Origin of the sequence: Mycolicibacterium septicum DSM 44393, from assembly GCF_000455325.1 — a bacterium.
Lineage (GTDB): Bacteria > Actinomycetota > Actinomycetes > Mycobacteriales > Mycobacteriaceae > Mycobacterium > Mycobacterium septicum.
Map to the genome: position 1 here is coordinate 3,223,187 of NZ_HG322951.1, position 22,676 is coordinate 3,245,862.

Below are 22,676 nucleotides of genomic sequence, written 5' to 3' on the forward strand. Positions count from 1 at the left end.
CATGGATCTGGGTCTGGCGGGTTCGGCTGCCGTTGTCACCGGCGGCAGCAAAGGCATGGGATTGGCGATCGCCGAGACTCTGGCGGGCGAAGGGGCCCGCGTCGCGGTGATGGCACGTGGTCGTGAAGCTCTCGACGCCGCCGCGGAATCCTGTCTGGCGGCCGGTGCGCCGGATGCCGTCGGCATCAGCGTCGACATGACCGACTCTGATTCGATCGCGGCCGGCTTCGAGGCCGTGCGGGAAAGGTGGGGCGCGCTGAACAGCCTGGTGCACACCATCGGTCCGGGCGACGGCTATTTCGAGGAGATGGACGACGCCGAGTGGGATGCCGCGTTCGCGCTGGGCACCATGTCCGGGGTGCGCTCGATCCGGGCCGCCCTGCCGATGCTGCGCGCCGCCGATTGGGCCCGCATCGTCACGCTCTCCGCGCATTCCATCCAGCGCCAGAACCCCCGGATCGTCGCCTACACCGCCTCGAAGGCCGCGCTGAGCAGCGTCACCAAGAACCTCTCGAAAAGCCTTGCCAAGGACGGGATTCTGGTGAACTGCGTATGCCCGGGAACGATCGTCACCGCAAGCTTCACCGAGAACCTCAAAGACATCCTGGCCGCCGATGGCTTGGACGCAACCAATCCCGTCGATGTGATGACGTGGATCGACGACAACTTTCATCAGCCGTGCGACCTCGGCCGCGCCGGACTGCCGGAGGAGATCGCGTCGATCACGACCTACCTGGCGTCACGACGCAACGGCTACGTCACCGGTGCCACCGTCAACGTGGATGGCGGTTCGGACTTCATCTGAGGCCGGGAGGCGGAGGCCGGCCTCAGATCTTGGTGGCGCCGAGGACGTACTCGCCGGTGTCGGGATGGTGGGACCAGCCGCTGGAGGCTTGGGTGCCGCCATCCACGTGGATGGTCTGACCTGTGATGTAGCTGGACATATCGGACGCGAGAAACACTGCGGCGGCGGCCATCTCGTCGACATGGCCGGGGCGGCCCATCGGGACCATCAACCCGGCCCGCTCTTCGGCGCCCGGCGGGGAGAGAGCTCTGATGCCCTCGGTCATGGTGAGGTCGGGGGCCAGGGCGTTGACGCGGATGCCATGCAGTGCGAGTTCCAGTGCCGCGGTCTTGGTGTAGTTGATGACCCCGGCCTTGGCGGCGGCATAGGTGGCGTAACCCGGTGCGGCGCGGACGCCTTCGATGGAGGTGACGTTGATGATGCTGCCCGGTAGGTTCAGCTCGACGAGTTCCCGCGCCACACGTTGAGTGCACAGGTAGACATGGCGCAGGTTGGATCTGTAGAGCGTGTCCCAGCCGTTTTCGGTGGTGTCGAGGATGCCCGACCGGAATACACCCCCGGCGTTGTTGACGAGGATGGTGACCGGGCCCAGTTCGGCGACGGTCTGCGCCAGCGCGGCATCGACGGCGGAGCTGTCCCGGACATCGGTGGGGATGCCGAGCGCACCGATCTCGTCGGCGGCCGCCGCACACGATTCGGGGGCCCGTTCCCAGATCGCCACCTTGGCTCCGAAGGCTTTCAGTCCCGCCGCGATGCCGCGACCGATACCTGCGCCGCCTCCGGTGACGACCGCGACGCGGTCCGTCAGAAGAATGCTCGAAGCATCGAGAGTCATGCCGTCTCCTGGGTCTCGTCAAAGCAGTACACAATGCTTACCGTAAGGTATACCGTTGAGGCTGGCAGTGGCGTTCCAGGAAGGGGCTGCACGTTGGTTCCGAATGTCCATGACCCGGAGTTCTGGCAATACGGACCCGACCGCGAACTCGCGGAGCTGCGCCGGGGTTGCCCCGTCGCGCGGCATCCCGAGGCCGGCTTCTGGACGGTCGCCGGCCATGAACAGATCGTCGCGATCAGCAAGAATCCGGCGACCTACAGTTCGTCCAAGGGTGTCCTGATCGGCGATCTGAAGCGCACCGTGACCGGTACGGAGTCCATTCTCTACGTCGATCCGCCACGGCACGTCGCGATGCGGCGCATCGTCAACAAGGGCTTCACCGTCCGCAGAGTTGCCGAACTTGCACCGATCGTCGAGCGCATCACGTCCGAGGTGCTCGATGCAATCGATCCGACGGTGCCGATCGATGCCGTGGACGCGATCAGCGCACCGGTACCGATCCTGGTGATCGCTCACCTGCTGGGGGTCCCGGCCGAGGACCTCCCCACATTCCGCACGTGGTCGGATGCGATCGCGATTGCCGCGACGGACCCGACCGATCCGCGGGCGATGGCGGCGGTCGACTTCTTCGTCTACTTCAACACCAAGCTCGACGAGCGTGCGGCAGAGGTGGATCCGCCGGAGGACCTGCTCACGGCGATCACCGTGGATGCCGAACTTGACAGGGCCGAGCAACTCGGGTTCTGCATGAGCCTGCTGGTCGCGGGCAACGAGACGACCCGACACCTCATCAGCGGGGGACTGGTCGCCCTGGCCGATCATCCCGGGCAGCGGGCCACACTCGCCGAGGACGACTCCCGGATCCCGACCGCGGTCGAGGAGATGTTGCGTTGGGTCACACCGATTGTGGCGATGGCGCGTACCACGACATGCCCGGTGACATTGGGTGGCGTCGATGTCGGCACCGACGAGTATCTGGTGATGCTCTATGCCGCCGCGAACCGGGACGAAGATGTGTTCGGTTCGGACGCGGCAGAATTCGACGTGACCCGGTCACCCAACCCGCATCTGGCCTTCGGGATAGGCGAGCACTTCTGCCTCGGCGCTCAGTTGGCCCGGCTGGAAGCCAAAATCGTGTTCACCGAGGTGTTGCGGCGCTGGCCGGACTATCAGGTACTCGATGGCGTGCAGATGGGCGCGTCGACACTTCTGCGGGAAACGACCAAACTTCCGATACTGCTGCAGGCCGATTGACATCGACTATCGCACGTCGTTCTCCACGGCCTCGGCGAGCGCGTCGAGGACCTCGATCAGGTCGCCGGACGCGTCATCCGGCAGTGCGGTGAGCAGGGGGCGCAACCGGCTGTCCAGGCAGTTCAATGTGGCTGGCTTGTCGCGCTGCGCGACACGTGAACGCACCTCGACGATGGCCGACGTCAGCTCGGCGGAGTCGGCACCGGCAGAAGAGATCTGGGTCGCCAGAACATCGACCAGTTCCCAGTCGCGATACATCGCGTCGGAGGACTCGAAGAGCGCGAATCCGGTGACGGGCGTGCCTGCCATCGTCCCTTGGTAGCGGTACGGACCTTCGAGGTACTCGACCGGCAACGCATGCGCGGGAGCCTGCACCAGCGGCTCACCCGTCAACTCCAGATCGAGCTTCGCCGACCTGATGCTGTGCCGCCCGGGCATGTATCGGTGCGGCGACGGCGGTCGCACCAGGCTGCGAATCCTGTTGGGCCAGCGCACAAAACTGGTCGTGGTCACCTCGAGGTCCTCGACGCACTCCGGTGCGGTGCCGTCGTCGTAGGCCGCCGTGATTCCGGTGAACGGCACCAGCGCGTTGCCGAGGCGCCGGTCGAACTGTCGCCACACACTGAGGTCGGCACCGTTGTCCAGGCTGATGGTGTGCCATTGGTGGCCCTGGCCGCGGATGTCGCCGGCAGTGGCGCCGCCGCCGGCGTAGCTCGGGAACCACTGCCGGTCGATATGGCCGGACGGGCCCGTGACCTTCTCGGTGAACGCGCCCCAGCGCAATGTTCCGGTCATTCGCACACCGGTCTGGAAGTACGAGTAGGTGTCGTCCTGCAGGCTCGCGACGATCTTGCCGTTGTAGACCGACGCCCCGACCGGCACCGGAGACCGGGTGGGGGTCAGGTGCAGCCGCAATTCCATTGCGGCGTCGTCGATGTCACGGCCGAATGCAGCGAAGTCATAGGTGTACGGGATCAGTGCTCCGCTGCTGTCACGACACGCCGCCCAGGTGGATGTGCCGGCACTGCTCGCGTAGCGCAGATCCAGGTATCCCTCGGCGCTGTCGAGTTTGTGCACAGTGCCGGGCTCCATGTTTCGCGGCGGCATGTCGTAGTCGGTGAAGGTGCCGTAGCTGCCGTGATCGAGGTCGAACAGCGCAAAGGTGTGGAAGTCGGCGACCACCTCACCGCCGGGGCGGTTCCTGTTGTAGATGGTGATGAAGGCGAACCGCCGACCGGATTCCTGTCCCGTCAGATAGCCCGCGAGGTACCAGGTGTCGGACTGGTACTCGGGATGGGTGCCCTCGGCGCCGGGGAAATCGAGCTGGGGATCGCCGGGCACCAGGTGAAACGGGTACCGCCGCCAATCGGACTGTGTCGATGCATCGGTCGTGCTCATGGTGGCCCGCTCTCCTCCTGCTCATTGACTATGACGGATCTGATGCCGGTACCACTGCGCAGATCGTCGAACGCGCCGTTCACCTCGTCGAGCGTGACCCGGCCGGTGATCAAGCGTTCCAGCGGAAGTCGCCCAGTTCGCCACAGGTTCAACAGCATCGGGAAGTCCCGCCCGGGTACCACTGATCCGTACTGGCACCCGACAAGGGTCTTGGCGTGCATGTAGAGGTCATAGGCCGAAAGGGAGACGCGTTCCTCCACCGGTGCGGCACCGACGATGCACGTGGTGCCGCCGCGCCGGGTCGCCTCGATCGCCGTCTCGATGGTGGCTCGGCGCCCGACCGCTTCGAATACGTAGTCCGCGCCGCGCCGTCCGGTGAGCGACCGGACCTGCTTGACGACATCACCATCGGCCGGGTTCACGGCGTGGGTGGCGCCCAGAGCTATCGCGGTCTCGCGGCGTGATGCCACCGGATCGATCGCGATGATCTCCGCGGCGCCACGGACTTTCGCGGCCATCAGCGACGCCAGGCCGACGCCGCCGAGCCCGATGACCGCGACGGCGCTGCCGTGCTCGACCGGCGCGGTGTTGAGTGCAGCCCCCGCGCCGGTGGCGACACCGCAGCCGATCAGTGACGCGATGTCCAACGGAATGTCGGCGTCGATCGGGACCACGGCGCGCGCCAGGCAGTTGGTGGCGGTCGCGAAGCTGGATACCCCCATCGACGTGAACAGGGCGTTGCCTCCGGCGTCGGTGGCATACGGCATCGAATAGGTGTCGCGGATCGCGTTGCGGCACAGATGGACTTCTCCGCGCAGGCAGAACCAACAATGACCACAGGCGGCCACCCAGGCGATCACCACGTGATCGCCGGGCTTCACATGGTGCACGTCGGAACCCACCGACTCGACGACGCCGGCGCCTTCGTGTCCCAGGACGCACGGTGTGCCGGCCGGCAGTGCTCCGGTGGCCTGAGACAGGTCGGAATGGCACACGCCGCTGGCGACGATGCGCACTCGAACCTGGTCGGGGGCAAGGGGCGCGAGCGTGATCTCGTCGACTTCGAGCGGCTTGCCGATGGTGCGGAGAATCGCGCCGCGTTCGCTCATCCCTGGTTCCTCTGGCTCGTCCGGATGCCCGGCTTCACGTCACCGGGCGCTGACTACCCTGACCACGGTATGGCCTTGAGCGCACCGCCGGCATCGATACGCAGTTGCTGGCCGGTCACGTAACGGGCAGCGTCGGAGGCGAGGTAGAGCACCGCTTCGCTGACGTCCTCGGGTTCGACATAGGGGACCGGCATGGCGTTCATCAATGGGAAGGTCAACTCGGCGTCCTCGCGCGTCGGATTTTCCAGATCCGGCCGGAACGCCCGGTACATCGGCGTGCTGTGCAGCATGTCCGTATTGACGTTGGTCGGGTGGACAGCGTTGACCCGGATGAACTCCGGGGCCAGTTGCAGGGCGAGATTGTTGACGTAGTGCGACACCACCTGTTTGGCGAAACCGTAGCCGGCACCGCCCGGGCCGGCGTCCATACCGCTGGTGTTCCCTGAGGACAGTGACGCGGCCAGCGAACCGGTCGCGATGATCGAGGCGCCGGCCTTGAGGTGCTTCAGGCTGGAATGAACCAGATTGAGCACGCCGACCAGATCGACGTCCACCGCGTCGACGAAGGCTTGTTGCGGACCACCTTTGGTGAGCGGCGCGATGCCGGCATTGGCCAACACGATGTCGAGCCTCCCGAATTCGGCCACCCCGGCGTCCACGGCGGCCGACAGGGCGACGCGATCGCGGACGTCGGCGATGACGGTGTAGGCCTTGCGGCCTTCCTTCTCGATCAACCGGGCCGTCTCGTCGAGGTCTTCCGGCCGGGCCAACGGGTAGTCGTTGGTCGCGATGTCCTGGCACAGATCGATCGCGATGATGTCGGCGCCCTCGGCGGCCAGCAATCTGGCATGTGACCGCCCCTGCCCGCGCGCCGCACCGCTGATGACAGCTACCTTGCCCTCGACTCTGCCCACTGCCTGACTCCCTTGTCGTGTTGTCGCCGGTGAATCCGGCTGCCGGCTCACAGATAGCCGATGGTCTTGGTCTCCAGGTACTGCTCGAATCCCTCGATGCCGTTCTGCCGTCCGACACCACTGGCCCGGTATCCGCCGTAGGGTGCGTCGGCACCGTAGAACAGTCCGCCGTTGACGCTGAACGAACCGGCGCGGACCCGGTTCGCAAAGCCCATCGCGCGTTCGGGGGAACCGGAGAACACCGACCCGGACAGGCCGTACTCGCTGTCGTTGGCCAGCGCGAGTGCCTCGGCATCATCTGAGTACGGCATCACCACCATCACCGGACCGAAGACCTCCTGGCGTGCGATCTCGGATGAGTTATCCACGCCGGCAACAAGTGTCGGTGTCAGGTAGTAACCACCGGCGAGCTCGGGGTGCAGCCCGACGGGCTTGTCGCCGCCGGTCAGGACCTCGGCGCCGGAGGCCCCGGCGCGTTCCACGAAGCCGAGGATCCGGTCCCGTTGCCCGGCGCTGATCACCGGTCCCAGCACGGTGTCCTGGCGGGCCGGGTCACCGGGCGGCAGCATCGAGAACAGCTCGGTGACCTTGTTGACGATGGTGTCGTACATCGCGGCCGGAACCAGGAGTCGGGTGTTGACCGCGCAGCCCTGGCCGGCGTGGAAACACACCTGGGCGGTGTTCGGCAGCGCCGTATCCACGTCGGCGTCGTCGAGGATCACCATCGCCGACTTGCCGCCGAGTTCCAGGAACACCCGCTTGAGCGTGTCGGCGCCCTTGCGGGCGATCAGTCGTCCGACGTGCGTCGACCCGGTGAATGACACCAGGTCCACTCGGGGGTCGGTGACGAGCAGCTCGGCCACCGCGTTATCGGGCGTGGTCACGACATTCACCACGCCGGCGGGGATGTCGGTGTGCTCGGCGATCAGCCGGCCGATCCGGGTGGACGTCCACGGTGTATTCGGGTCCGGTTTGAGCACAACGGTATTGCCGGTCGCCAAGGCCTGCCCGAGCTTGTTGGCCACGATCTCGAACGGATAGTTCCACGGGGCGATCGCGGCGACGACACCGACCGGCTCCTTGACCACGCGGCGCCGGCCGTCACCGGCCTTGCCGATACCGAGCTCGCGTTCCCAGGTGAAGGAGTCGATCAACTCGGTCGGGTAGATCAGCGCATCGTCGAGTGGCCAATCGACCTGCGCCATGACGGTGGTCATCCATGGAGCGCCGGCCTCCGCGATGATCTCCTCGCGCAGTTCTTCGCGCTCGGCCTCCAGTGCGGCCTGCAGCTGGAGCAGGCAGCGTTTGCGCAGTTGCCGGTTGACGCTCCAGTCGGTCTCGTCGAACGCGCGGCGGGCCGCGCAGATGGCGGCATCCATGTCCTCGGCGCCGGCGGCGGTGGCGCTGCCGATCACCTTGCCGGTCGCCGGGCTGATGTTGTCGAACCGCCTGCCGGATCGCGCTTCGCGTAGTTCGCCGTCGATCAGCAGGCGGCCTTCGGCCCGGGCTGCGACGCGCGCGTTCAGCGTGGTGGATTCGGTGGGCTCCAGCTGCACCGAAGCCGAGGACGATGGCGCTGTCATGCACGCTCCCAGTTGACAATCCGGTCGGGCAACAGTCCGCGGGTAGTGGATAGGAATGCGACCGTGAAACGCATTTTGCGAAGATTACGGTATGTCCTACGGTAACGTTGTGTCAACGGTGCTTCGACGGTGGTCGGAGGTTCGCGCCCGAGCTCGGGATCGGTCCCGTCGCGGGACGTACAGGAGGATGCAGTGACCCAATCGAAAGTGGTGTTCGACCCGTTTTCCGACGACTTCTTCAACGCGCCATTCGACACCTACCGCCGTCTGCGTGACGAGGCCCCGGTCTACTACAACGAGAAGTACGACTTCTACGCATTGACCCGCCATGCCGATGTGTCGGTCGCCCTGAAGGACTTCGAAACCTACTCGTCGTCCCGCGGTGTCGATCTGCAGATGGTGCAGTCCGATGACCCCGTGCCGCCGCTGATCATCATGATGGATCCGCCTGACCACCGCCGGATGCGCAGTCTGGTCAACAAGGTGTTCACGCCGCGCGCCATCGAGCAGCAGCGCCAGACGGTGTCCGATCAGATCGACAGGTTCCTGAATGCCGCGGACCCGACGGAATTTGATGTCGTGCAGGACTTCTCGGCGCTGTTCCCGGTCGAGGTCATCACCCACATGCTCGGGGTCCCGATCGACTTGCGCCAGAAAGTGCGTCTGCTGCTCGACAAGCAACTGGAACGCGAGTACGGCAAGGTCGAGATGCCGGAGGAAGGTATCGCGGCCGGTATCGAGACCGGCCTCATGTACTACGAGATCATTCAGCAGCGTCGGGCCGACCCCCAGGACGACATGATCAGCGATCTGATCGCCGTCGAACTCGATCGCGACGGCGAGATGTCCAAACTCGACGACGTCGAGATCGCCGGCTTCGCCTCGATGCTCGGGGGAGCGGGCGCCGAGACCGTGACCAAGCTGGTCGGCAACGCCGTGGTGACCTTCGCCGAGCACCCCGAGCAGTGGGAGACGTTGCGCGCGGACCGCAGCAAGATCCCGGCCGCGGTGGAGGAGTTGCTGCGCTGGGAAGCTCCGGCCCAGTACCTGGTGCGCTACAGCATGCGGGACATCGAGCTGCACGGCAGCACCATCCCGGCCGGCAATCCCGTTCTGCTGTGCGTCGGTTCGGCCAACCGCGACGAGCGTGCCTTCACCGATGCCGACACCTTCGACATCGACCGGGACCGCAGCGAGGCGCAGAACGTCGGGCTCGGCTACGGCGTGCACAGCTGCCTCGGCGCCGCACTCGCCCGCATGGAGAGCGTGATCGCGATCGACAAGCTGCTGGACTTCATGCCGCGATTCGAGGTCGATCGAGCCGGACTCAAGCGGGTGGCGATGACCAATGTGGTGGGCTGGCACAACGTTCCGGTGCGGGTCCTGCCGTGACGTTCGAAGTCCGAGAATCAGCGCCTGGCGGTCTTCTTCGATTTCGTGGACTTCGTGCCCTTGGGCTTCGCCAGGAGTTCTTCGGCGCGGTTGATGATCGCTTCCAGCGTGAAATCGAACTCGAGGGCGTCGATCTTGTGCCCCTTGTACTCGAGCTCGTTCAGTAATGGATGTTCGGGCGTCACCCCGGTGGCGCGGGGGCCGCCGTTCTGTGCCTGAGCGGTGTTGAGATGCTCGATCATCGACGTACCCCGGCTGTGCGCGGACAACGCCATGTACACCGTCAGCGCTTCGTCGGGGTTGAATCCCGCGTCGACCATGGTGCGGATGACCGTCTCCAGGTTGTCGACCGAGGCTTGAGTCGCCTGCGCGCTGAGTTCGCCCGTGCGCATCAGGATGAGTTCGCACAGCACAGGGTTCTCGCGGAAAACGACGTGCATCTTGCGGAAGTGGTTGCGCAGTCCTTCTTGCCAGGTACCACCGTCCACGAACGGGTTACTGAAGTGGTACTGCTGGATGGCCCTGGCCGTCATGGCATCGAGCAATTGCTCCTTCTTGCGGAAGTGCCAGTAGATGCTGGTGATCGGAACGTCCAGGTGTCTGGCCAACTCCGGCATGCTCAGGCCGGCGATCGAAACCTCCTCGGCCAATTCGAATGCGCCGGAGATGATCTCCTCGACATCAAGGGATCCCCGGGGACGCCGTTTGGGCCTGGCGCTGCGCGCCCTGGCCGTACTCGGCTTCATGGCCGCGTTGGAATCTGCCATCGACCCTCCTGGGTTCCGGTGCGTACTCAGACACGAGACGTGCTGCGACGTAAGGTAACTGTACGCTTTGCCCACCGCCTACGGTTATCGTTACCGTAAACCTCCCCGCGATGTTTGCAACGGGCTGCGCCGGCTTCTCGCAACAGGTACGGTAATTACAACGATAAGGATTACCGCAATTGTCCTGGAGGGAAGTTGAGAAGTCGGCGAGCAATCCCAGGAGTTTCACCATGTGCGCCACGGCCGTCGATCAGAATCGTCGAGTGGGCGTGATGAAGATTCGGACCGTACCCGCGTGACGGCATCAGCCGGCGGGCGTGCCGAGACGGTTGCGGCACTGGTCCGGGCCCGTGCCGACGACGACAACGTCGGTCTGGTCCATGGCGAGCGTTCCTGGACCTGGCGTGAGGTGGTCGCCGAGTCCGCGGTGCGGGCGGCGTGGATGCGCGCGACGCTGGATCCCGACCGTCCGCCGCACGTGGGCGTCCTACTACCGACAGTGCCCGAGTACGTGTTCCAGATCTTCGGTGCGGCATTGGCCGGGGCGTGCGTCGTCGGGGTGAACTCGACCCGCCGCGGTGCGGAACTGGCCCGCGACATCGACCACACGGCATGCCAACTCGTGATCGCCGATCACGCCTTCGCTGATCTCGTCGAGAATCCGGTGCGGGTCGAAGACGCGCCGTGGGCCGACTACGCGGGCGCAGGCCTGCCGGAGCGAGATCCAGCGCCGTCGTCACTGCTGTTCCTGTTGTTCACCTCCGGTTCGACATCGGCACCCAAGGCCACGAAATGCAGTCAGGCCCGACTGGCGGGGACGGCGGCGGGAATGGGTTTCCGGCCGAACGCCGTCCTGTACTGCCCGCTGACCCTGGCGCACGGGAACGCGTTGAACGCCACCCTGTTTCCCGCGCTGGCCAGCGGCTGCCGGCTGGTGCTGCGCGATCGTTTCTCGGCGGGTGCGTGGCTCGACGATGTCCGGTCTCACGGCGTGACCTTCACCAGCACGGTCGGTCGCGCGCTCGGCTACATCCTGGCCACCCCGGCGACCCCGAACGACCGGGAACACCGGTTGCGGGCGGTACTTGCGCCGGAGGCTTCTCCGCGGGATACCGCGGAGTTCACAGAGCGCTTCGGCGTCACTGTGCTCAGCGGCTACGGCTCCAGCGAGGGTGGCATCGCGCTCATGCCGGCGACCAAGCCCGGATCGCTCGGAACCGCTCCGCCCGGCGCCGATATCGCAGTTGTCACCGACGCGGGCATGGAATGCGAGACGGCACGCTTCGATTCCGACGGCAAGATGTCCAATGCTGCCGCGGCGATCGGCGAGTTGGTGCGCCGCGACACCGCCGGAGGGTTCGAGGGCTACTGGAACAACCCGGGAGCGCAGTCGGAGCGGCTGCGCGGCGGCTGGTTCTGGTCCGGCGACCTGGCCTATCGCGACGCCGACGGTGTGTTCTGGTTCGCCGGACGGGTGGGCGACTGGTTGCGGGTCGATTCGGAGAACTTCGCGGCCAGCCCGGTGGAGCGGATCATCGGACGATTCACCGAAGCGGCCGCGGTTGCCGTCGTCGGCGTGCCCGATCCGCTTGCCGGGGATCAGATTCTGGTGGCGATGGAGCTGAGGGCGGGCCGGTCGTTCGATCCGAGGTCGTTTGCCTCCTTTCTGGATGCCCAGCCCGATCTCGGTACCAAATGGGCGCCCCGCTTCGTCCGCATCACATCGGAACTTCCGGTGATCGGTCAGAGCAAGATCGACAAGAAGCCGCTGCGGTCCGAGGCCTGGCTGTGCCGGGACCCGGTCTGGTGGAGGCCGCCCCGGGGCACTGCCTACACACTCATGACGGATACCGACCGCGAGACGTTGCGCGAGGAGTTCCTCGCCCACGGGAGGATGGACGCGTATCCGGACTCCACGCCCTTCGTATCCGAAAGGCATTGACAGCAAAGGGAATCGTCAGAAGGGAGGACCCGTGCCGGTTCACTATGAACTCGGGGCGCGCCCCGACCTGGAGCACGTCGTGCTCATCACTCTCGATCGACCGGAGGCCAAGAACGCCTGCGACCTCGAGCACTTTCACCAGTTGGCCCAGGCGTGGAAGCGCTTTGAGTCCGATGAGAAGGCCTGGGTGGCGATCTTCACCGGGGTCGGCCGGTCCTTCATGTCGGGCGCCGACCTGAAGACGTACGTTCCGGAGATCACCGCCCTGGCAAAGGAACTCCAGGACGGTACGGCGACGTCGGTAAACGGGTACTCGTTGTCCGACGGCACCGATGCGGTGCTGCGTGGTACCAAGATCTATAAGCCGATCATCGCGGCGATCAATGGTCCGTGCGTGGCCGGCGGCATGGAGATGCTCGGCGGTGTCGACATCCGGATCGCCGCTGAGCACGCCACTTTCGGGGTACTGGAACCCGCGCGGGGTCTGTTCGCGGGCGGCGGCACGACGGTACGGCTGCCGCGGCAGATTCCCTTCGCCCAGGCCATGGAGTTCCTGTTGTGTGCCGATCAGATCGACGCGCAGCGGGCACTTCAGATGGGCCTGCTCAACGCGGTGGTTTCCGAGGAGGCATTGCTGGACAAGGCATTTGAATATGCCGCTCGCATCACGAAGAATGCGCCGCTGGCGATTCAGGCGACCAAGCGCAGCGTGCTGGAGGGGCTGAAGCTCGACATGCGCGAGGCCTACCGCAACGAAGCCCGGATATCTCGGGAGGTCTTCGCCACCGAAGACGCCAAAGAGGGCCCACGGGCCTTCGCCGAGAAACGTCCGCCGCGGTGGTCCGGGTCGTGACGGAGGGGCATCGCGACGACCGCCGGCTGTGCGTCATCGGCGCAGCCCAGCACACCGTCCGGGACGGGCACGCGCCAGAACCACTGCTGAGCTGGGAGGCGCGGGCGCGCGAGGCGGCCGTCGGATTCGAATCGGTGCTGCCGCAGATCGATTCCCTGCAGATCGTGTACTGCCAGAGTTGGCCCTACGACGACCCTGCGGGTCGTCTGGCGACCGCGCTGGGCGCCTCGCCGCGGCATCGTCTCTATTCGGGAATCGGTGGCACGACACCGCAGGACCTGATCAACCGTACGGCGGATTCGATGCAGCGAGGCGAGTTGGACATCGCGCTGATCTGCAGTGCGGAGGCACTCGCCACCGTGAGGAGAGCGAAGAAGGCCGGTGAGCGGCTGCCGTGGAGCCATCGCAGATCTTCACCATTCCCCTGGGAGCCACCGCACCCATCCGAACTGGCCCACGAGGTGATGCAGGCGTGGGAGACGTTTCCGCTCTGGGACACCGCACGGCGGGCCAAGCGCGGCGCGTCCCTGGTAGACGACGCCGCGGAGGCCGCGGCGATGATGGCTGCGATGAGCGTTGTCGCCGCAGGCAATCCACACGCCTGGCGGCCGACGGCACTCGATGCTGCAGCAGTCGGCACCGCCACCGCGGACAACCGCTATGTCGGTTGGCCGTACACCAAGCACGAGGTGGCGGTGATGGACGTCGACATGTCCGCCGCGGTGCTGCTGGCGACTCGCGCGAAGGCTGATGCCTTGGGAGTCGGTGAAGATCGGCGGCTGTACCTGAGTGGCTGGGCGCACGCCGAAGATCCGGCGAGTATCGCCGAGCGCGACGACATGTCGAGGTCTGCCGCGATGTCTGTCGTCGGCAGGCATGCCTTGAACCACGCGGGCATCGGACTGGACGAGATCGACCTGTTCGATCTGTACTCGTGCTTCCCGTCTTCGCTCCGGTTGGCCTGTGACGCTCTGGGTCTGGCCCTGGACGACTCGCGTGGACTCACCGTCACCGGAGGGCTCCCGTACGCCGGCGGACCGGCAAGCGGCTACCAGATGCATGCCATCGCCAGTGCCTACGATCGTCTGTGTCAACACCCCGGCCGCGCGCTGATCACGGGTGTCGGCATGCATCTGGCCAAGCATGTGGCAGGCATTTGGTCGTCGAGGCCGGAGCCTACGGGTGCGCCCTCGGATCCGGCGAGTGTGCAGGCCGAGGTCGATGCGCAACAACCGCGGCGCGAGCTGCTCACGACCTGGGCAGGGCCCGCGACGGTATGCGCCTACACCGTGGCCCATGGTCGTGACGGTGCGGCCGAGCGCGGATTGGTGGTGTTGGATACCGAGGCGGGGCGGGCACTGGCTCGTGTGCACGAGCCCGGTCTACTTGCCGACGCCGAATCGCGTGAGCTCGTCGGGCAAGCGGTGACGGTGACCACCGACGGCAAGCGCAACGAAGCGCGCTGGTAGGGGACCGGCCCGCTACGCGGCATCAGCCGGGCGCATCCCGCGTGCGAGCGCGATGAGCGCGGCGTTGAACGCCTGTGCGGCGACGATCTCGCTCTCGATCGTCGACAGGATTCTGCCCAGCTGTGCCTCGAGAACATCCAGTACCGGATGTTCGACGTCGCCGGAACATTCGACGGTGTCCAGGAAGTCGTGGACGTGACAGGTCAGCAGATACAGGGGATCGGCAGATATCGACATCGGCTCGGCATCCAGCCGGTCGAACCGGCCCAGCAGTGCGTTGGTGTCCAGGTACTCCGGATCCGGAATCGCGACCCGATGTGTCATGAGCCAGTCGACTGTCGCAACGTTGGTGTCGCGGATCCGCTGCAGCAACTCGGCAGCGCTCGCCCGGAACGGTTCGAGGGCGGGCTGAGGCTGTCTTGCCCCCGGCGGATCGAGAAGCTCGATGGAGGTGAGGAGGTCGGGCAACTGGATGAGACGCCGGATACGCCCACCCTTGATCACGTAATTGCCCAGAAGCCAGCGCAAGTCGTCGAGGCGGACGAAGGTCTCCTCGGTGGCCTCCTGCTCGTGCGCGGCCAGTTCCGTCATCCCGTAAAGGTGATCGGCCAGTGGGGTGAGCTCGTCCACTTCTCGACGGAGCATGGTTATGCAGTCTTCCGGCGTCATCCGTTCCACCGGCCGACCGGTCGTGAGAACCTTTGGCCCATAACATAGTTCGATGTTGATCTGCAGTGTATCGGTCTTGGCGGCAGTCGGAGCAGCGGGACGGCGTCGGGTGCGCAGGACGGCCGCGACGGCTACGGAGAAGTGCTTCCAGTTCCCGGTCATCGGCGGATCGTCTCCACCGCCCAGGAGGGCATGACGGGTGCGCGCAAGAAGCCGTGGTCGGTCAGGCCGAGGCGGCGCAACAACACATGGGTACGCAGGATGCAGCAGGCCATCCTGGCCATCGAGAACATCTCGAACCAGTCCAGGTGCTGCAGCTCTCTGCCGAGCATGTCCTGGTAGCGGCGGACCACCTGCTCACGGCTGTCGAAGCCGGGCAGCTCGGGGTCGGCTCGAACCCTCTGCACTTCCAGGGTTTGTCGGCGCGTGGCCAGCCACCAGCCGAGATCGGCCTCGGCTGGGCAGATGCACGCCTGTTCCCAGTCGATCGCGGCGATGATCATGCCGGTGTCGTCGCTGATGGTGTTCGACAGACGGGCGTCACCCCAGCTGATCGCGGGCGGGAGTTCGTCGGTCGGTTGATGACGTTCCAGCCAGGAAAAGGCTTGGACCATGAGTTCGGGGACGTCGTTGTCGGTGGCCCAGTGGAGATAGTCGTTCCACCAGGCGATTTCGGGTCCGACGCCGAAACCGGTGGGCCGCCGCAGCCATGGCGCCTCGTCGACGGGAACTCGCTGGACGGCGATCAAGGTGTCCAGAAACGAATCATGGAGTCGCCGTTGCACATCGGAGCCGGCGTCGTGCAGCCACCCACGTGTCGCATACGACGTGTCCGACGGCGTGTGCCCGACGATGCGCGGCATCACCATGAAGCGCGAACCGATCCAGCTCTCGTCCGGCTCGTAGTAGACGGGTGACGGGGTCGTGACTCCGTGGCGCCGCATCAGCTCCTGTGTGCGGGTCTGCCCGGCGAAGTCGTACTCCGCGAACATTCCGCCGCCCGCCGGAGGGATACGGATGACGTAATCGCGAGGCTCCGCGCCGTTTTCGCCCGCGTGGACCGAGAAGGCCAAGGTTTCGCTGGACCATCCGGCAGCGCGATTGGCCGCAGTCAACTCGGAGACGGTGGCACCCGGGCCGAATCGGCGTTCGACCCAGCCGCGCAGCTGCTCCCGGGTTTCGGCGAGGTCTCGCGGTACGAGGGTCAGGCCGGCCATGCCGATACTGTTACACAGAGGCGTATTGATGTAAAGCAATATGGCTTTACGTGCGGCACGTTCCTTGTAATATCGATCGGACCCGACGAAACGCCGTACGAGGGGGCTGCCGATGTCGTCCGGACCTGCTGGGCTCACCTTCGGGGCGATCGATGACGAATCCTTGCCGCTCGCGGTGCTGGTGCACGGCTTTCCGGACACGCCGCACACCTGGCGGCACCTCGGCCCGCAAATGGCCGAGCACGGCTACCGGGTGGTGGCTCCGTGGTTGCCGGGGTACGCGGCACCGGCCTCGCATCCGGTGTCCGTCGGTACCTATGTCCGGCACATTCTCGAGGTGCGCGCTGCCCATCGAGGTGACGAGCGCGCGGTCCTGATCGGTCATGACTGGGGTGCGAACGCGGGTTATGGGGCGATCAGCTTTGCGCCGTCGGCGTTTTCGCAGTTCGTATCACTGGCCATCCCGCCGACCGCCGCCTTGGGCGCGGGACTGTTCAGCTACCGGCAACTCAAGCGGTCCTTCTACGTCTGGTTCATCCAGCAGGCCGGTTTGGCGGAGCCCGTCCTGCTGGGGGACGGGTTCTGGGAGGGGCTCTGGGCGGACTGGTCGCCCGGGTATGACGCGGCAGCCGATATCGCCGAGCTTCGTCGTTGGGTCGGAGCCGAGACGATCGCCGGCGTCGTCAACCCATACCGGGCTTCCTTCAATCCCGAGGTTGCCGACCCCGGCACGGAGGCGGAGGCGGCCGCGACGATGTGCCTGCCGCCGATCCCCACGCTCTACCTCCATGGATCAACCGACGGCGCGATCGGAGCGGAGCTCCTCACCGACGTCGCCGGCTGTCTTCCGGCGGGCGGTTCGGCCTTCGAGCTGCTCGACGGGGTCGGGCATTTCCTGCACCTGGAGGCGCCGGACGAGGTGTGGCGGCGGATCAGCGCCTGGCTGGCCGACTAGCCGGCAGCAGCTCTGGGCAGGCGTCGGCGGCGGGGCTCCAGCCCCGCCGCGTGGCGCAGCTCGGCCAGGAACTGGTCCGGCGAGCCACCCTGGACCAGGTAGTGGCACACCGCGATCCGAACAACCGCCGACGCGGCGATATCGGCTTTGTCGCCGGGGATGACGTGGCGCAGCCGGGCGTGCATGGTCGGCAGCACCCGGCGCATCTCGGCGAGTACATGCCCGGGTTCGATGTCGACGACGGCTCGTGCCGAGAACGAGTTCTGAAACTCCACGATGAACTGCAGCGCGGCATCGAGGCGGTCCGCCCCGCTCAGTCCCGCCATCGCGGCGGCGATACCGGCATCGAAGTTGTCCTGCTCGTAGAGGCTGAACGCCTCCAGCAAACCTTCCCGCGAACCGAAGTAGCGGTAAAGGGTGGGCCGTGACACGCCGGCCTCGGCGGCGACTTCGGACAGTTGCAGTTTGTCGTGACCGCTTCGGGACAGCACGACATGGGCGGCATCGAGAATGCGCTTTCGCATCGATGGTGCGGCGTCCGCGGCCATCTGTACCACCGTCCGTTTCCTTTACATGAAGTGCCCATAGTGTCACACTGAGTCGGGCCTGTCACTTCTTTGGCAGGCAGCGCAATGTTACTCGTGCGACGCAAAGAGGTGACGATCGATGACGGACTTGGTGGTCCGCAAGATCGCGTGGGGGTTCGACGCAAGCGTTCCGTTCAGGTGGCAGCCCGCAAACCCGAACTTCGGAATCTTCTGCAACGCATTCACATTCATCGCGGTTCCGTTCGAGAAGTACATCATCAGTTCGCTGAGGCAGGCCCAGGACCGGCTCGAGCAGGATCCGGAAGTCGCGGCCGAAGCCGAAGCGTTCCTGCGCCAGGAAGCCCAACACGCCGCGGCGCACCGCAAGCACATGCTGGCCCTCATCGAGCGGTATCCGGCGTTGGAGCAGTGCTACCAGGACACCGTCAAGTCATATGACGACCTGATCAAGAATCGGCCTGTCGAATTCCATGCCGCCTACATCGCCAACCTCGAAGCGACTTTCACCCCGCTGTTCAAGGTCATCCTCGACAATCGGGAGGCGCTGTTCGGCGGCGGTGACCAGCGGGTGGCGTCGCTGATGATGTGGCATTTCGTGGAAGAGATCGAACACCGCAGCTCGGGGCTGATCCTGTACCGCCACCTGGTGCCCAACCGGTGGTACCGCGTCAAACACTTCCGGGAGACGTTCCGGCACACCAGCGAAGTCGCCGCCAACATCGCCGCCGCGTTCGACGAGCAGATCCCGTTCGAGGAGCGGGGCGCGTCGGCACGTGAGCTGATGTCTCCGGCATTGCTGGTCGACGAGTTCAAGTTCCGCGGTCCGGGCGGAACCCGCAGACGTTCCCGGCAGACCGGCGCGCCCACCCTCTTCAATGCCGTCCCCACCGGACACTTGGCGAGAATGGCGTGGCGCCTGGCACTTTCGCAGACGCCGAATCATGACCCGGCCGATCAGCCGCTTCCGGACTGGGCGGATACCTGGATGCGTGAGTACGAACGAGGCACCGACATGACGGCGTTCTTCGGGGCCCCTCCCGACGCCGGAAACCAACGCTGAGAGGACAAATCGGTACGTGCTGTCGACGAACTACGGGGACCTGCTCCCCGAGGACGAGATGCTGACCCATCAGATCGTGGACACGTTCGCGACGGTGAGCCAATCCGATCCGTCCTGGACCGAGAAGATCTGGACCATGGCGCACGCGCGGGACAACTCGCTCCAGATCGTGCTCGGAGTGGGGAAGTACACCAACCGGGGAGTTTTCGACGGCGCCGCCGGGGTATGCCGTGGTACGGAGCAGTGGACCGTGCGAGCCGGGCGGCGACTGGCGTCCGACCCGTCCAACACCGTCGTGGGCCCCGTGCGGTACGAGGTGGTCGAACCGCTGAAGTCGATTCGGGTGCGCCTCGAGCCGAACGAGCATGCGCCGATCTCATTCGACGTACTGATGGAGGGTGAATTCACTCCTGGACTCGAGGATCCCTGGCCGGATCGCAGCCCGGACGGCTATCGGGTCACCCATAATGTGCTGCGCTACCACCAGATCGGTGTTGCGTCGGGCTGGGTCGACGTCGCGGGTGAGCGTACCGAATTCGGCCGCGACGAGTGGATCTCGATACGGGACCATTCCTGGGGCCTGCGCCCCGGCGTCGGCAAACCGATCCCCGGATTGCCCCGACGCGGCCGCCACCGGATCAACCAGATGTTCATGACATGGTCTCCGATGATGCTGACCCGTCCGGACGGCTCGAAATACTCCCTGTTCGTCTTCTACCAGGAGGAGCGAGGCGACGGATTCAGTCAAACCCGTTGTCAGGCAGAACAACAGAACGACGATGGTTCGTCGAGTCGGTTCGCATCGGTGGAGCAACAGCTGAACTTCGAGGACGGCAACCGACGCTTCACCCATGGCACCATCACCTTGATCGACAGCGACGGCACGAAGCGCCCGATCACCGTGACCGCGGCGGGTCCGACCGGCTACCACCTCGGTCCGGCCGGCTACTACGGATGGAACGACTGGGTGTACGGCGAGTGGGTCGGCGAACTCCGGGTCGAAGGCAATCACATCACCGACTGCGACAAGCCGGAGATTGCGCGCCGAGTTCATCAGTTGCGCGATCTTCTTGTGCGCGTCGAAGATCCGGTAGGCGGTGGTGTCGGTCTGGGGGATCTTGAGTCCTTCGCCCTCGGGGCGTTCCCGGAGATGGGCCTGACCGCGGAGAACTCATTCCTGTGACCACCATGCACCACGCCGGCCTGTGCGTCCGGAACATGGAGGAGTCGCTGCGGTTCTACCGTGACTGCATCGGGCTCGCCGTGCTCGCGGACAAAGTGCTCCATGCGGACCTCGAATCACTCCTAGGGGTAGCGACCGAGACAGTGCGAACGGTGTTCCTCGGCGACACCGGACACCCGGACTCCGGGATCGTCGAACTACTCGACCTCGGCCCACGGACAATCGACGAGGCCGAGCCCCAGCCGGGCCTTCCCACCCGCGGGGTCTTCCTGCTGTCCTTCCAGGTCGACGTACCGACCACGCTGTCCCGACTCGAGGCGAGCGGACTTGGCGGCACGCCACGCGCGATGTCCACACCGGGCGGCGGAATCGCTGCCACCGTGACCGACCCGGATGGCGTGATGGTCGAACTGCTTTCCCTCGGCGAGCTTTCAGTCATGAAATAGCCCGGTGCTCAGCGTTCGCGCGCCCACACCATGGCCGAACGGTTGACCTTCGTGGCAGCCGTCCGCGGCATCTCATCGATGAATTCGACGGTCTTGGGCACCTTGTAGCCGGCCAGCCGGTCCTTCGCGAAACGGATCACCTCCTGGGCAGAAGGTGGGAGGGTCGGATCGATCGGCTGGACCACCGCGTGTACCCGCCGGCCCCACTGCGGATCCGAGATCCCGATCACCACGACATCGGCGATCTCGGGATGATCGATGAGGGCCGATTCCACCTCGGCGGGAAAGACATTGGCGCCCCCGGTGACGATCATGTCGGTGCGGCGGTCGGCGATGTACAGATAGCCGTCGTCGTCCAGATGGCCGATGTCCCCGGCGGACGTGAAGCCGTCCGCCGTGGTCGGGAGCGGCGGCGCCCCACCGATGTAGCGGTACTGATCGTTCATCGGCGCACGCAGGTATATCTCGCCGAGCACACCGGATGCCGCCATGTTTCCCTGCTCGTCGACCACGCGGATGTCGGTGTCGCGGAAGCCTCGTCCGACACTGCCGGGATGATTCAGCCACTCGTCGCCCCGAAGTGCGGTCAGCCCGAGGTTCTCCGTCATCCCGTAGGCCATCACCACCTGTTCGGGGCTGAGCAACTCGAACCACCGGCGCAACAGGCTGGGTGGCATCACGGCGGCACCCTGGAGGATCCACGCGATGCTGGAAAGGTCGCGGTCCTCGACGCCGGGCAGATCGGCGATGCGCGCCAGCATCGTCGGCGTAGCCGTGAAGTTCGTGATGCGATGACGCTCGACGACGTCGAGAACCAATGCGGCGTCGAACTTTTCCAGGACCACCAGGCGGTCGCCGCCGAGCAGGTAGTTCAGGGTGTTGAACCCGTTGGTGTGATACATGGGCCCGGGCACGAGGATCGTCTGGGGCCGGCTGACCGGTGCCCACTGCATCATGAAGGGAATACTGGTCGCCGGAGTCCACACGGCCGGTGCGGTGTTCAGGATGATCTTCGGCAAACCGGTCGACCCGGAACTGCAGATGCCGTTGAGCGCCGGTGAAATGCACTCTGGCACAGGGGTATCGGCCTCGCCGTATGCGATCCCGGACAACCCGAGCAGGTTGTCCTCGCTGAGCGCCAGGGCCGGGTCGATGACGTCCAGCAGTCGTTGGTGTTCCCAGTCCGGCAGGTCCCAACGCATCGGTATGGGAATGGCACCGAGCTTCCAGGTGGCCAGGGCGGCGACGACGAGTTCGACCGAGTTGGGGATCGACAACGCGACCATCGCACCCTGGACGGCCCCGGACGATTGCAGGGCGCGCGCCCATCGATTGGCCGTGCTTTCCAGGTCGGCCCAGGTCATGGCCGTCTCGGAGCCGTCTTTCGCGACGACGATGAGCGCGATTCCGTCCGGATCCGCCTCCGCTCGCACAGTGAGCTGGCGGCCGTACGGGATGGCCTCGTCGGCGACGGCGGTGGTGGGGGACTGCTGGGCTTCAGGCATCAACAGGTTGTCCAATACTCAGGTGTCGAGGGCTCGTCGCTGGACTTCCAACGGGACGACAGGTGGCCGTGCCGACGGCCCGCGAGTGATCGCGTTGAGCCGGATCTCGGGCAGGTCGACCGATCCGGGGACAGTGTCCACCCAAGCGACGGCCTGGGCTACGTCGTGCGCCGTGATGGCATGCATTTCGAACGGAACATCCTGCAGCATCTCGGTTTCCACCGGTCCGGGGGTGACGATGCTGACATTGATGCCATCGCGGTCGACTTCGAGGGCCAGCGCCCTGGCGAAGGCGTTCATGCCGGCCTTCGACGCAGAGTACGCGGTGCGGCCCGGCATCGGTTCGTGTGCGGCCGAAGACGAGACGAAGACGAAGCGGGAGCCCGGGCCCATCTTGGGCAACACCGCCTGAGTCACCACGAAGCACGAGTCCAGATTGGCGGACATGGTTGTTCGCCATTGTTCGAAGGACTGTTTACGGGCGTAGGTACCGCCGAGCACCCCGGCGGCGTGGACGAGGAGGTCCACCCGGTCCAGAGTGGTCACTGCGCCGGCGAATCCGGCCGGATCCGATGCGTCAGCAGCTATCCACCGGGCTCCGATGTCTTCGGCGGCCACGCGGAGCGGGGCTTCGCGCCGTGCGGTGAGGACAACGTCATAGCCGCGGTCGGCAAGTGCTCGGCCGCAGGTCTTTCCGATTCCACCGCTGCCGCCGGTGACTACGGCAATGCGGGCATCGTGCCCAGGTGAGGCCATGTACCCATCCCTGCCT

General features: G+C 65.7%; 21 protein-coding genes. 10 read left to right on the forward strand and 11 right to left on the reverse strand.

Annotation, left to right across the window (positions count from 1 at the left end; genetic code table 11):
* Position 1 precedes the first annotated feature (1 nt).
* Positions 2-805: an SDR family NAD(P)-dependent oxidoreductase gene (locus tag TX88_RS15280; protein ID WP_044517914.1), complete on the forward strand. Its 804-nt coding sequence runs from the start codon at positions 2-4 to the stop codon at positions 803-805.
* A 22-nt stretch (positions 806-827) separates the two neighbouring features.
* On the opposite strand, the gene TX88_RS15285 is transcribed toward TX88_RS15280, so the two are convergent.
* Positions 828-1,640 carry an SDR family NAD(P)-dependent oxidoreductase gene (locus tag TX88_RS15285; protein ID WP_044517916.1) on the reverse strand — a complete coding sequence of 271 codons (813 nt, stop codon included), beginning with the start codon at positions 1,638-1,640 and terminating at the stop codon, positions 828-830.
* 93 nt (positions 1,641-1,733) lie between these two features.
* Between TX88_RS15285 and TX88_RS15290 the strand changes: the two genes are divergently transcribed.
* Positions 1,734-2,894 (forward strand): cytochrome P450, encoded by a 1,161-nt coding sequence (locus TX88_RS15290; RefSeq protein WP_044517918.1) that lies wholly within the window; start codon positions 1,734-1,736, stop codon positions 2,892-2,894.
* 6 nt (positions 2,895-2,900) lie between these two features.
* Here TX88_RS15290 and TX88_RS15295 read toward each other — a convergent pair whose 3' ends face one another.
* Genes TX88_RS15295 through TX88_RS15310 form a run of 4 tightly spaced genes read right to left on the reverse strand, consistent with a single transcriptional unit; the run spans position 2,901 to position 7,898 of the window.
* Positions 2,901-4,292 (reverse strand): lipocalin-like domain-containing protein, encoded by a 1,392-nt coding sequence (locus TX88_RS15295; RefSeq protein WP_044517920.1) that lies wholly within the window; start codon positions 4,290-4,292, stop codon positions 2,901-2,903.
* Positions 4,289-5,401 (reverse strand): Zn-dependent alcohol dehydrogenase, encoded by a 1,113-nt coding sequence (locus TX88_RS15300; protein WP_044517922.1) that lies wholly within the window; start codon positions 5,399-5,401, stop codon positions 4,289-4,291. Before TX88_RS15300 ends, TX88_RS15295 begins: the two co-directional genes overlap by 4 nt.
* 53 nt (positions 5,402-5,454) lie before the next feature.
* Entirely contained in the window at positions 5,455-6,315 is an 861-nt protein-coding gene (locus TX88_RS15305) for a mycofactocin-coupled SDR family oxidoreductase (RefSeq protein ID WP_044517924.1), read from the reverse strand.
* A gap of 47 nt (positions 6,316-6,362) precedes the next feature.
* Positions 6,363-7,898 (reverse strand): aldehyde dehydrogenase family protein, encoded by a 1,536-nt coding sequence (locus tag TX88_RS15310; protein WP_084621919.1) that lies wholly within the window; start codon positions 7,896-7,898, stop codon positions 6,363-6,365.
* A 192-nt stretch (positions 7,899-8,090) separates the two neighbouring features.
* Between TX88_RS15310 and TX88_RS15315 the strand changes: the two genes are divergently transcribed.
* On the forward strand, positions 8,091-9,290 hold the full coding sequence (locus TX88_RS15315) for a cytochrome P450 (protein ID WP_044517926.1): 1,200 nt from the start codon (positions 8,091-8,093) through the stop codon (positions 9,288-9,290).
* Between the two features lie 17 nt (positions 9,291-9,307).
* On the opposite strand, the gene TX88_RS15320 is transcribed toward TX88_RS15315, so the two are convergent.
* The gene (locus tag TX88_RS15320) at positions 9,308-10,057 is read right to left on the reverse strand and encodes a TetR family transcriptional regulator (protein WP_049924944.1); all 750 of its coding nucleotides are present in this window, start codon (positions 10,055-10,057) and stop codon (positions 9,308-9,310) included.
* Between the two features lie 295 nt (positions 10,058-10,352).
* Between TX88_RS15320 and TX88_RS15325 the strand changes: the two genes are divergently transcribed.
* From TX88_RS15325 to TX88_RS15335, 3 genes are read left to right on the forward strand one after another with little or no spacing between them, the layout of a single operon-like run.
* Positions 10,353-11,999, forward strand: coding sequence for an AMP-binding protein (locus TX88_RS15325; protein ID WP_044517930.1), 1,647 nt, complete (start codon positions 10,353-10,355; stop codon positions 11,997-11,999).
* A 31-nt stretch (positions 12,000-12,030) separates the two neighbouring features.
* Complete coding sequence (locus TX88_RS15330; protein WP_049924945.1) at positions 12,031-12,852, forward strand: enoyl-CoA hydratase-related protein; 822 nt, start codon at positions 12,031-12,033, stop codon at positions 12,850-12,852.
* The gene (locus tag TX88_RS15335; protein WP_049925187.1) at positions 12,849-14,321 is read left to right on the forward strand and encodes a TLP1 C-terminal extension domain-containing protein; all 1,473 of its coding nucleotides are present in this window, start codon (positions 12,849-12,851) and stop codon (positions 14,319-14,321) included. The genes TX88_RS15330 and TX88_RS15335 overlap by 4 nt, the downstream gene beginning before the upstream one ends.
* Positions 14,322-14,333: 12 nt before the next feature.
* On the opposite strand, the gene TX88_RS15340 is transcribed toward TX88_RS15335, so the two are convergent.
* The gene (locus TX88_RS15340) at positions 14,334-15,152 is read right to left on the reverse strand and encodes a hypothetical protein (protein ID WP_162563143.1); all 819 of its coding nucleotides are present in this window, start codon (positions 15,150-15,152) and stop codon (positions 14,334-14,336) included.
* Entirely contained in the window at positions 15,149-16,345 is a 1,197-nt protein-coding gene (locus TX88_RS15345) for a phosphotransferase family protein (protein WP_244438429.1), read from the reverse strand. Before TX88_RS15345 ends, TX88_RS15340 begins: the two co-directional genes overlap by 4 nt.
* Between TX88_RS15345 and TX88_RS15350 the strand changes: the two genes are divergently transcribed.
* Positions 16,320-17,162 (forward strand): alpha/beta fold hydrolase, encoded by an 843-nt coding sequence (locus tag TX88_RS15350; RefSeq protein WP_044517934.1) that lies wholly within the window; start codon positions 16,320-16,322, stop codon positions 17,160-17,162. The two genes, TX88_RS15345 and TX88_RS15350, sit on opposite strands and share 26 nt — an antisense overlap.
* Here the strand turns inward: TX88_RS15350 and TX88_RS15355 are convergent.
* A complete protein-coding gene (locus tag TX88_RS15355; RefSeq protein WP_044517935.1) occupies positions 17,159-17,710 on the reverse strand; it encodes a TetR/AcrR family transcriptional regulator in 552 nt (183 codons plus the stop codon). The two genes, TX88_RS15350 and TX88_RS15355, sit on opposite strands and share 4 nt — an antisense overlap.
* Before the next feature lie 118 nt (positions 17,711-17,828).
* Here TX88_RS15355 and TX88_RS15360 point away from each other — a divergent pair, with 118 nt between their 5' ends.
* The 3 genes from TX88_RS15360 to TX88_RS15370 are packed head-to-tail and all read left to right on the forward strand — an operon-like array spanning position 17,829 to position 20,399.
* A complete protein-coding gene (locus TX88_RS15360) occupies positions 17,829-18,770 on the forward strand; it encodes a metal-dependent hydrolase (protein WP_044517937.1) in 942 nt (313 codons plus the stop codon).
* A gap of 16 nt (positions 18,771-18,786) precedes the next feature.
* Entirely contained in the window at positions 18,787-19,953 is a 1,167-nt protein-coding gene (locus TX88_RS15365; protein WP_044517938.1) for an Rv3169 family protein, read from the forward strand.
* A 5-nt stretch (positions 19,954-19,958) separates the two neighbouring features.
* Positions 19,959-20,399 carry a VOC family protein gene (locus TX88_RS15370; RefSeq protein ID WP_244438516.1) on the forward strand — a complete coding sequence of 147 codons (441 nt, stop codon included), beginning with the start codon at positions 19,959-19,961 and terminating at the stop codon, positions 20,397-20,399.
* 8 nt (positions 20,400-20,407) lie between these two features.
* Here TX88_RS15370 and TX88_RS15375 read toward each other — a convergent pair whose 3' ends face one another.
* Both TX88_RS15375 and TX88_RS15380 read right to left on the reverse strand, forming a co-directional pair.
* Positions 20,408-21,904, reverse strand: a complete 1,497-nt coding sequence (locus TX88_RS15375; RefSeq protein WP_044519434.1) for a class I adenylate-forming enzyme family protein — start codon at positions 21,902-21,904, stop codon at positions 20,408-20,410.
* 18 nt (positions 21,905-21,922) lie between these two features.
* Positions 21,923-22,660 (reverse strand): SDR family oxidoreductase, encoded by a 738-nt coding sequence (locus TX88_RS15380; protein WP_044517942.1) that lies wholly within the window; start codon positions 22,658-22,660, stop codon positions 21,923-21,925.
* Positions 22,661-22,676: the final 16 nt, after the last annotated feature.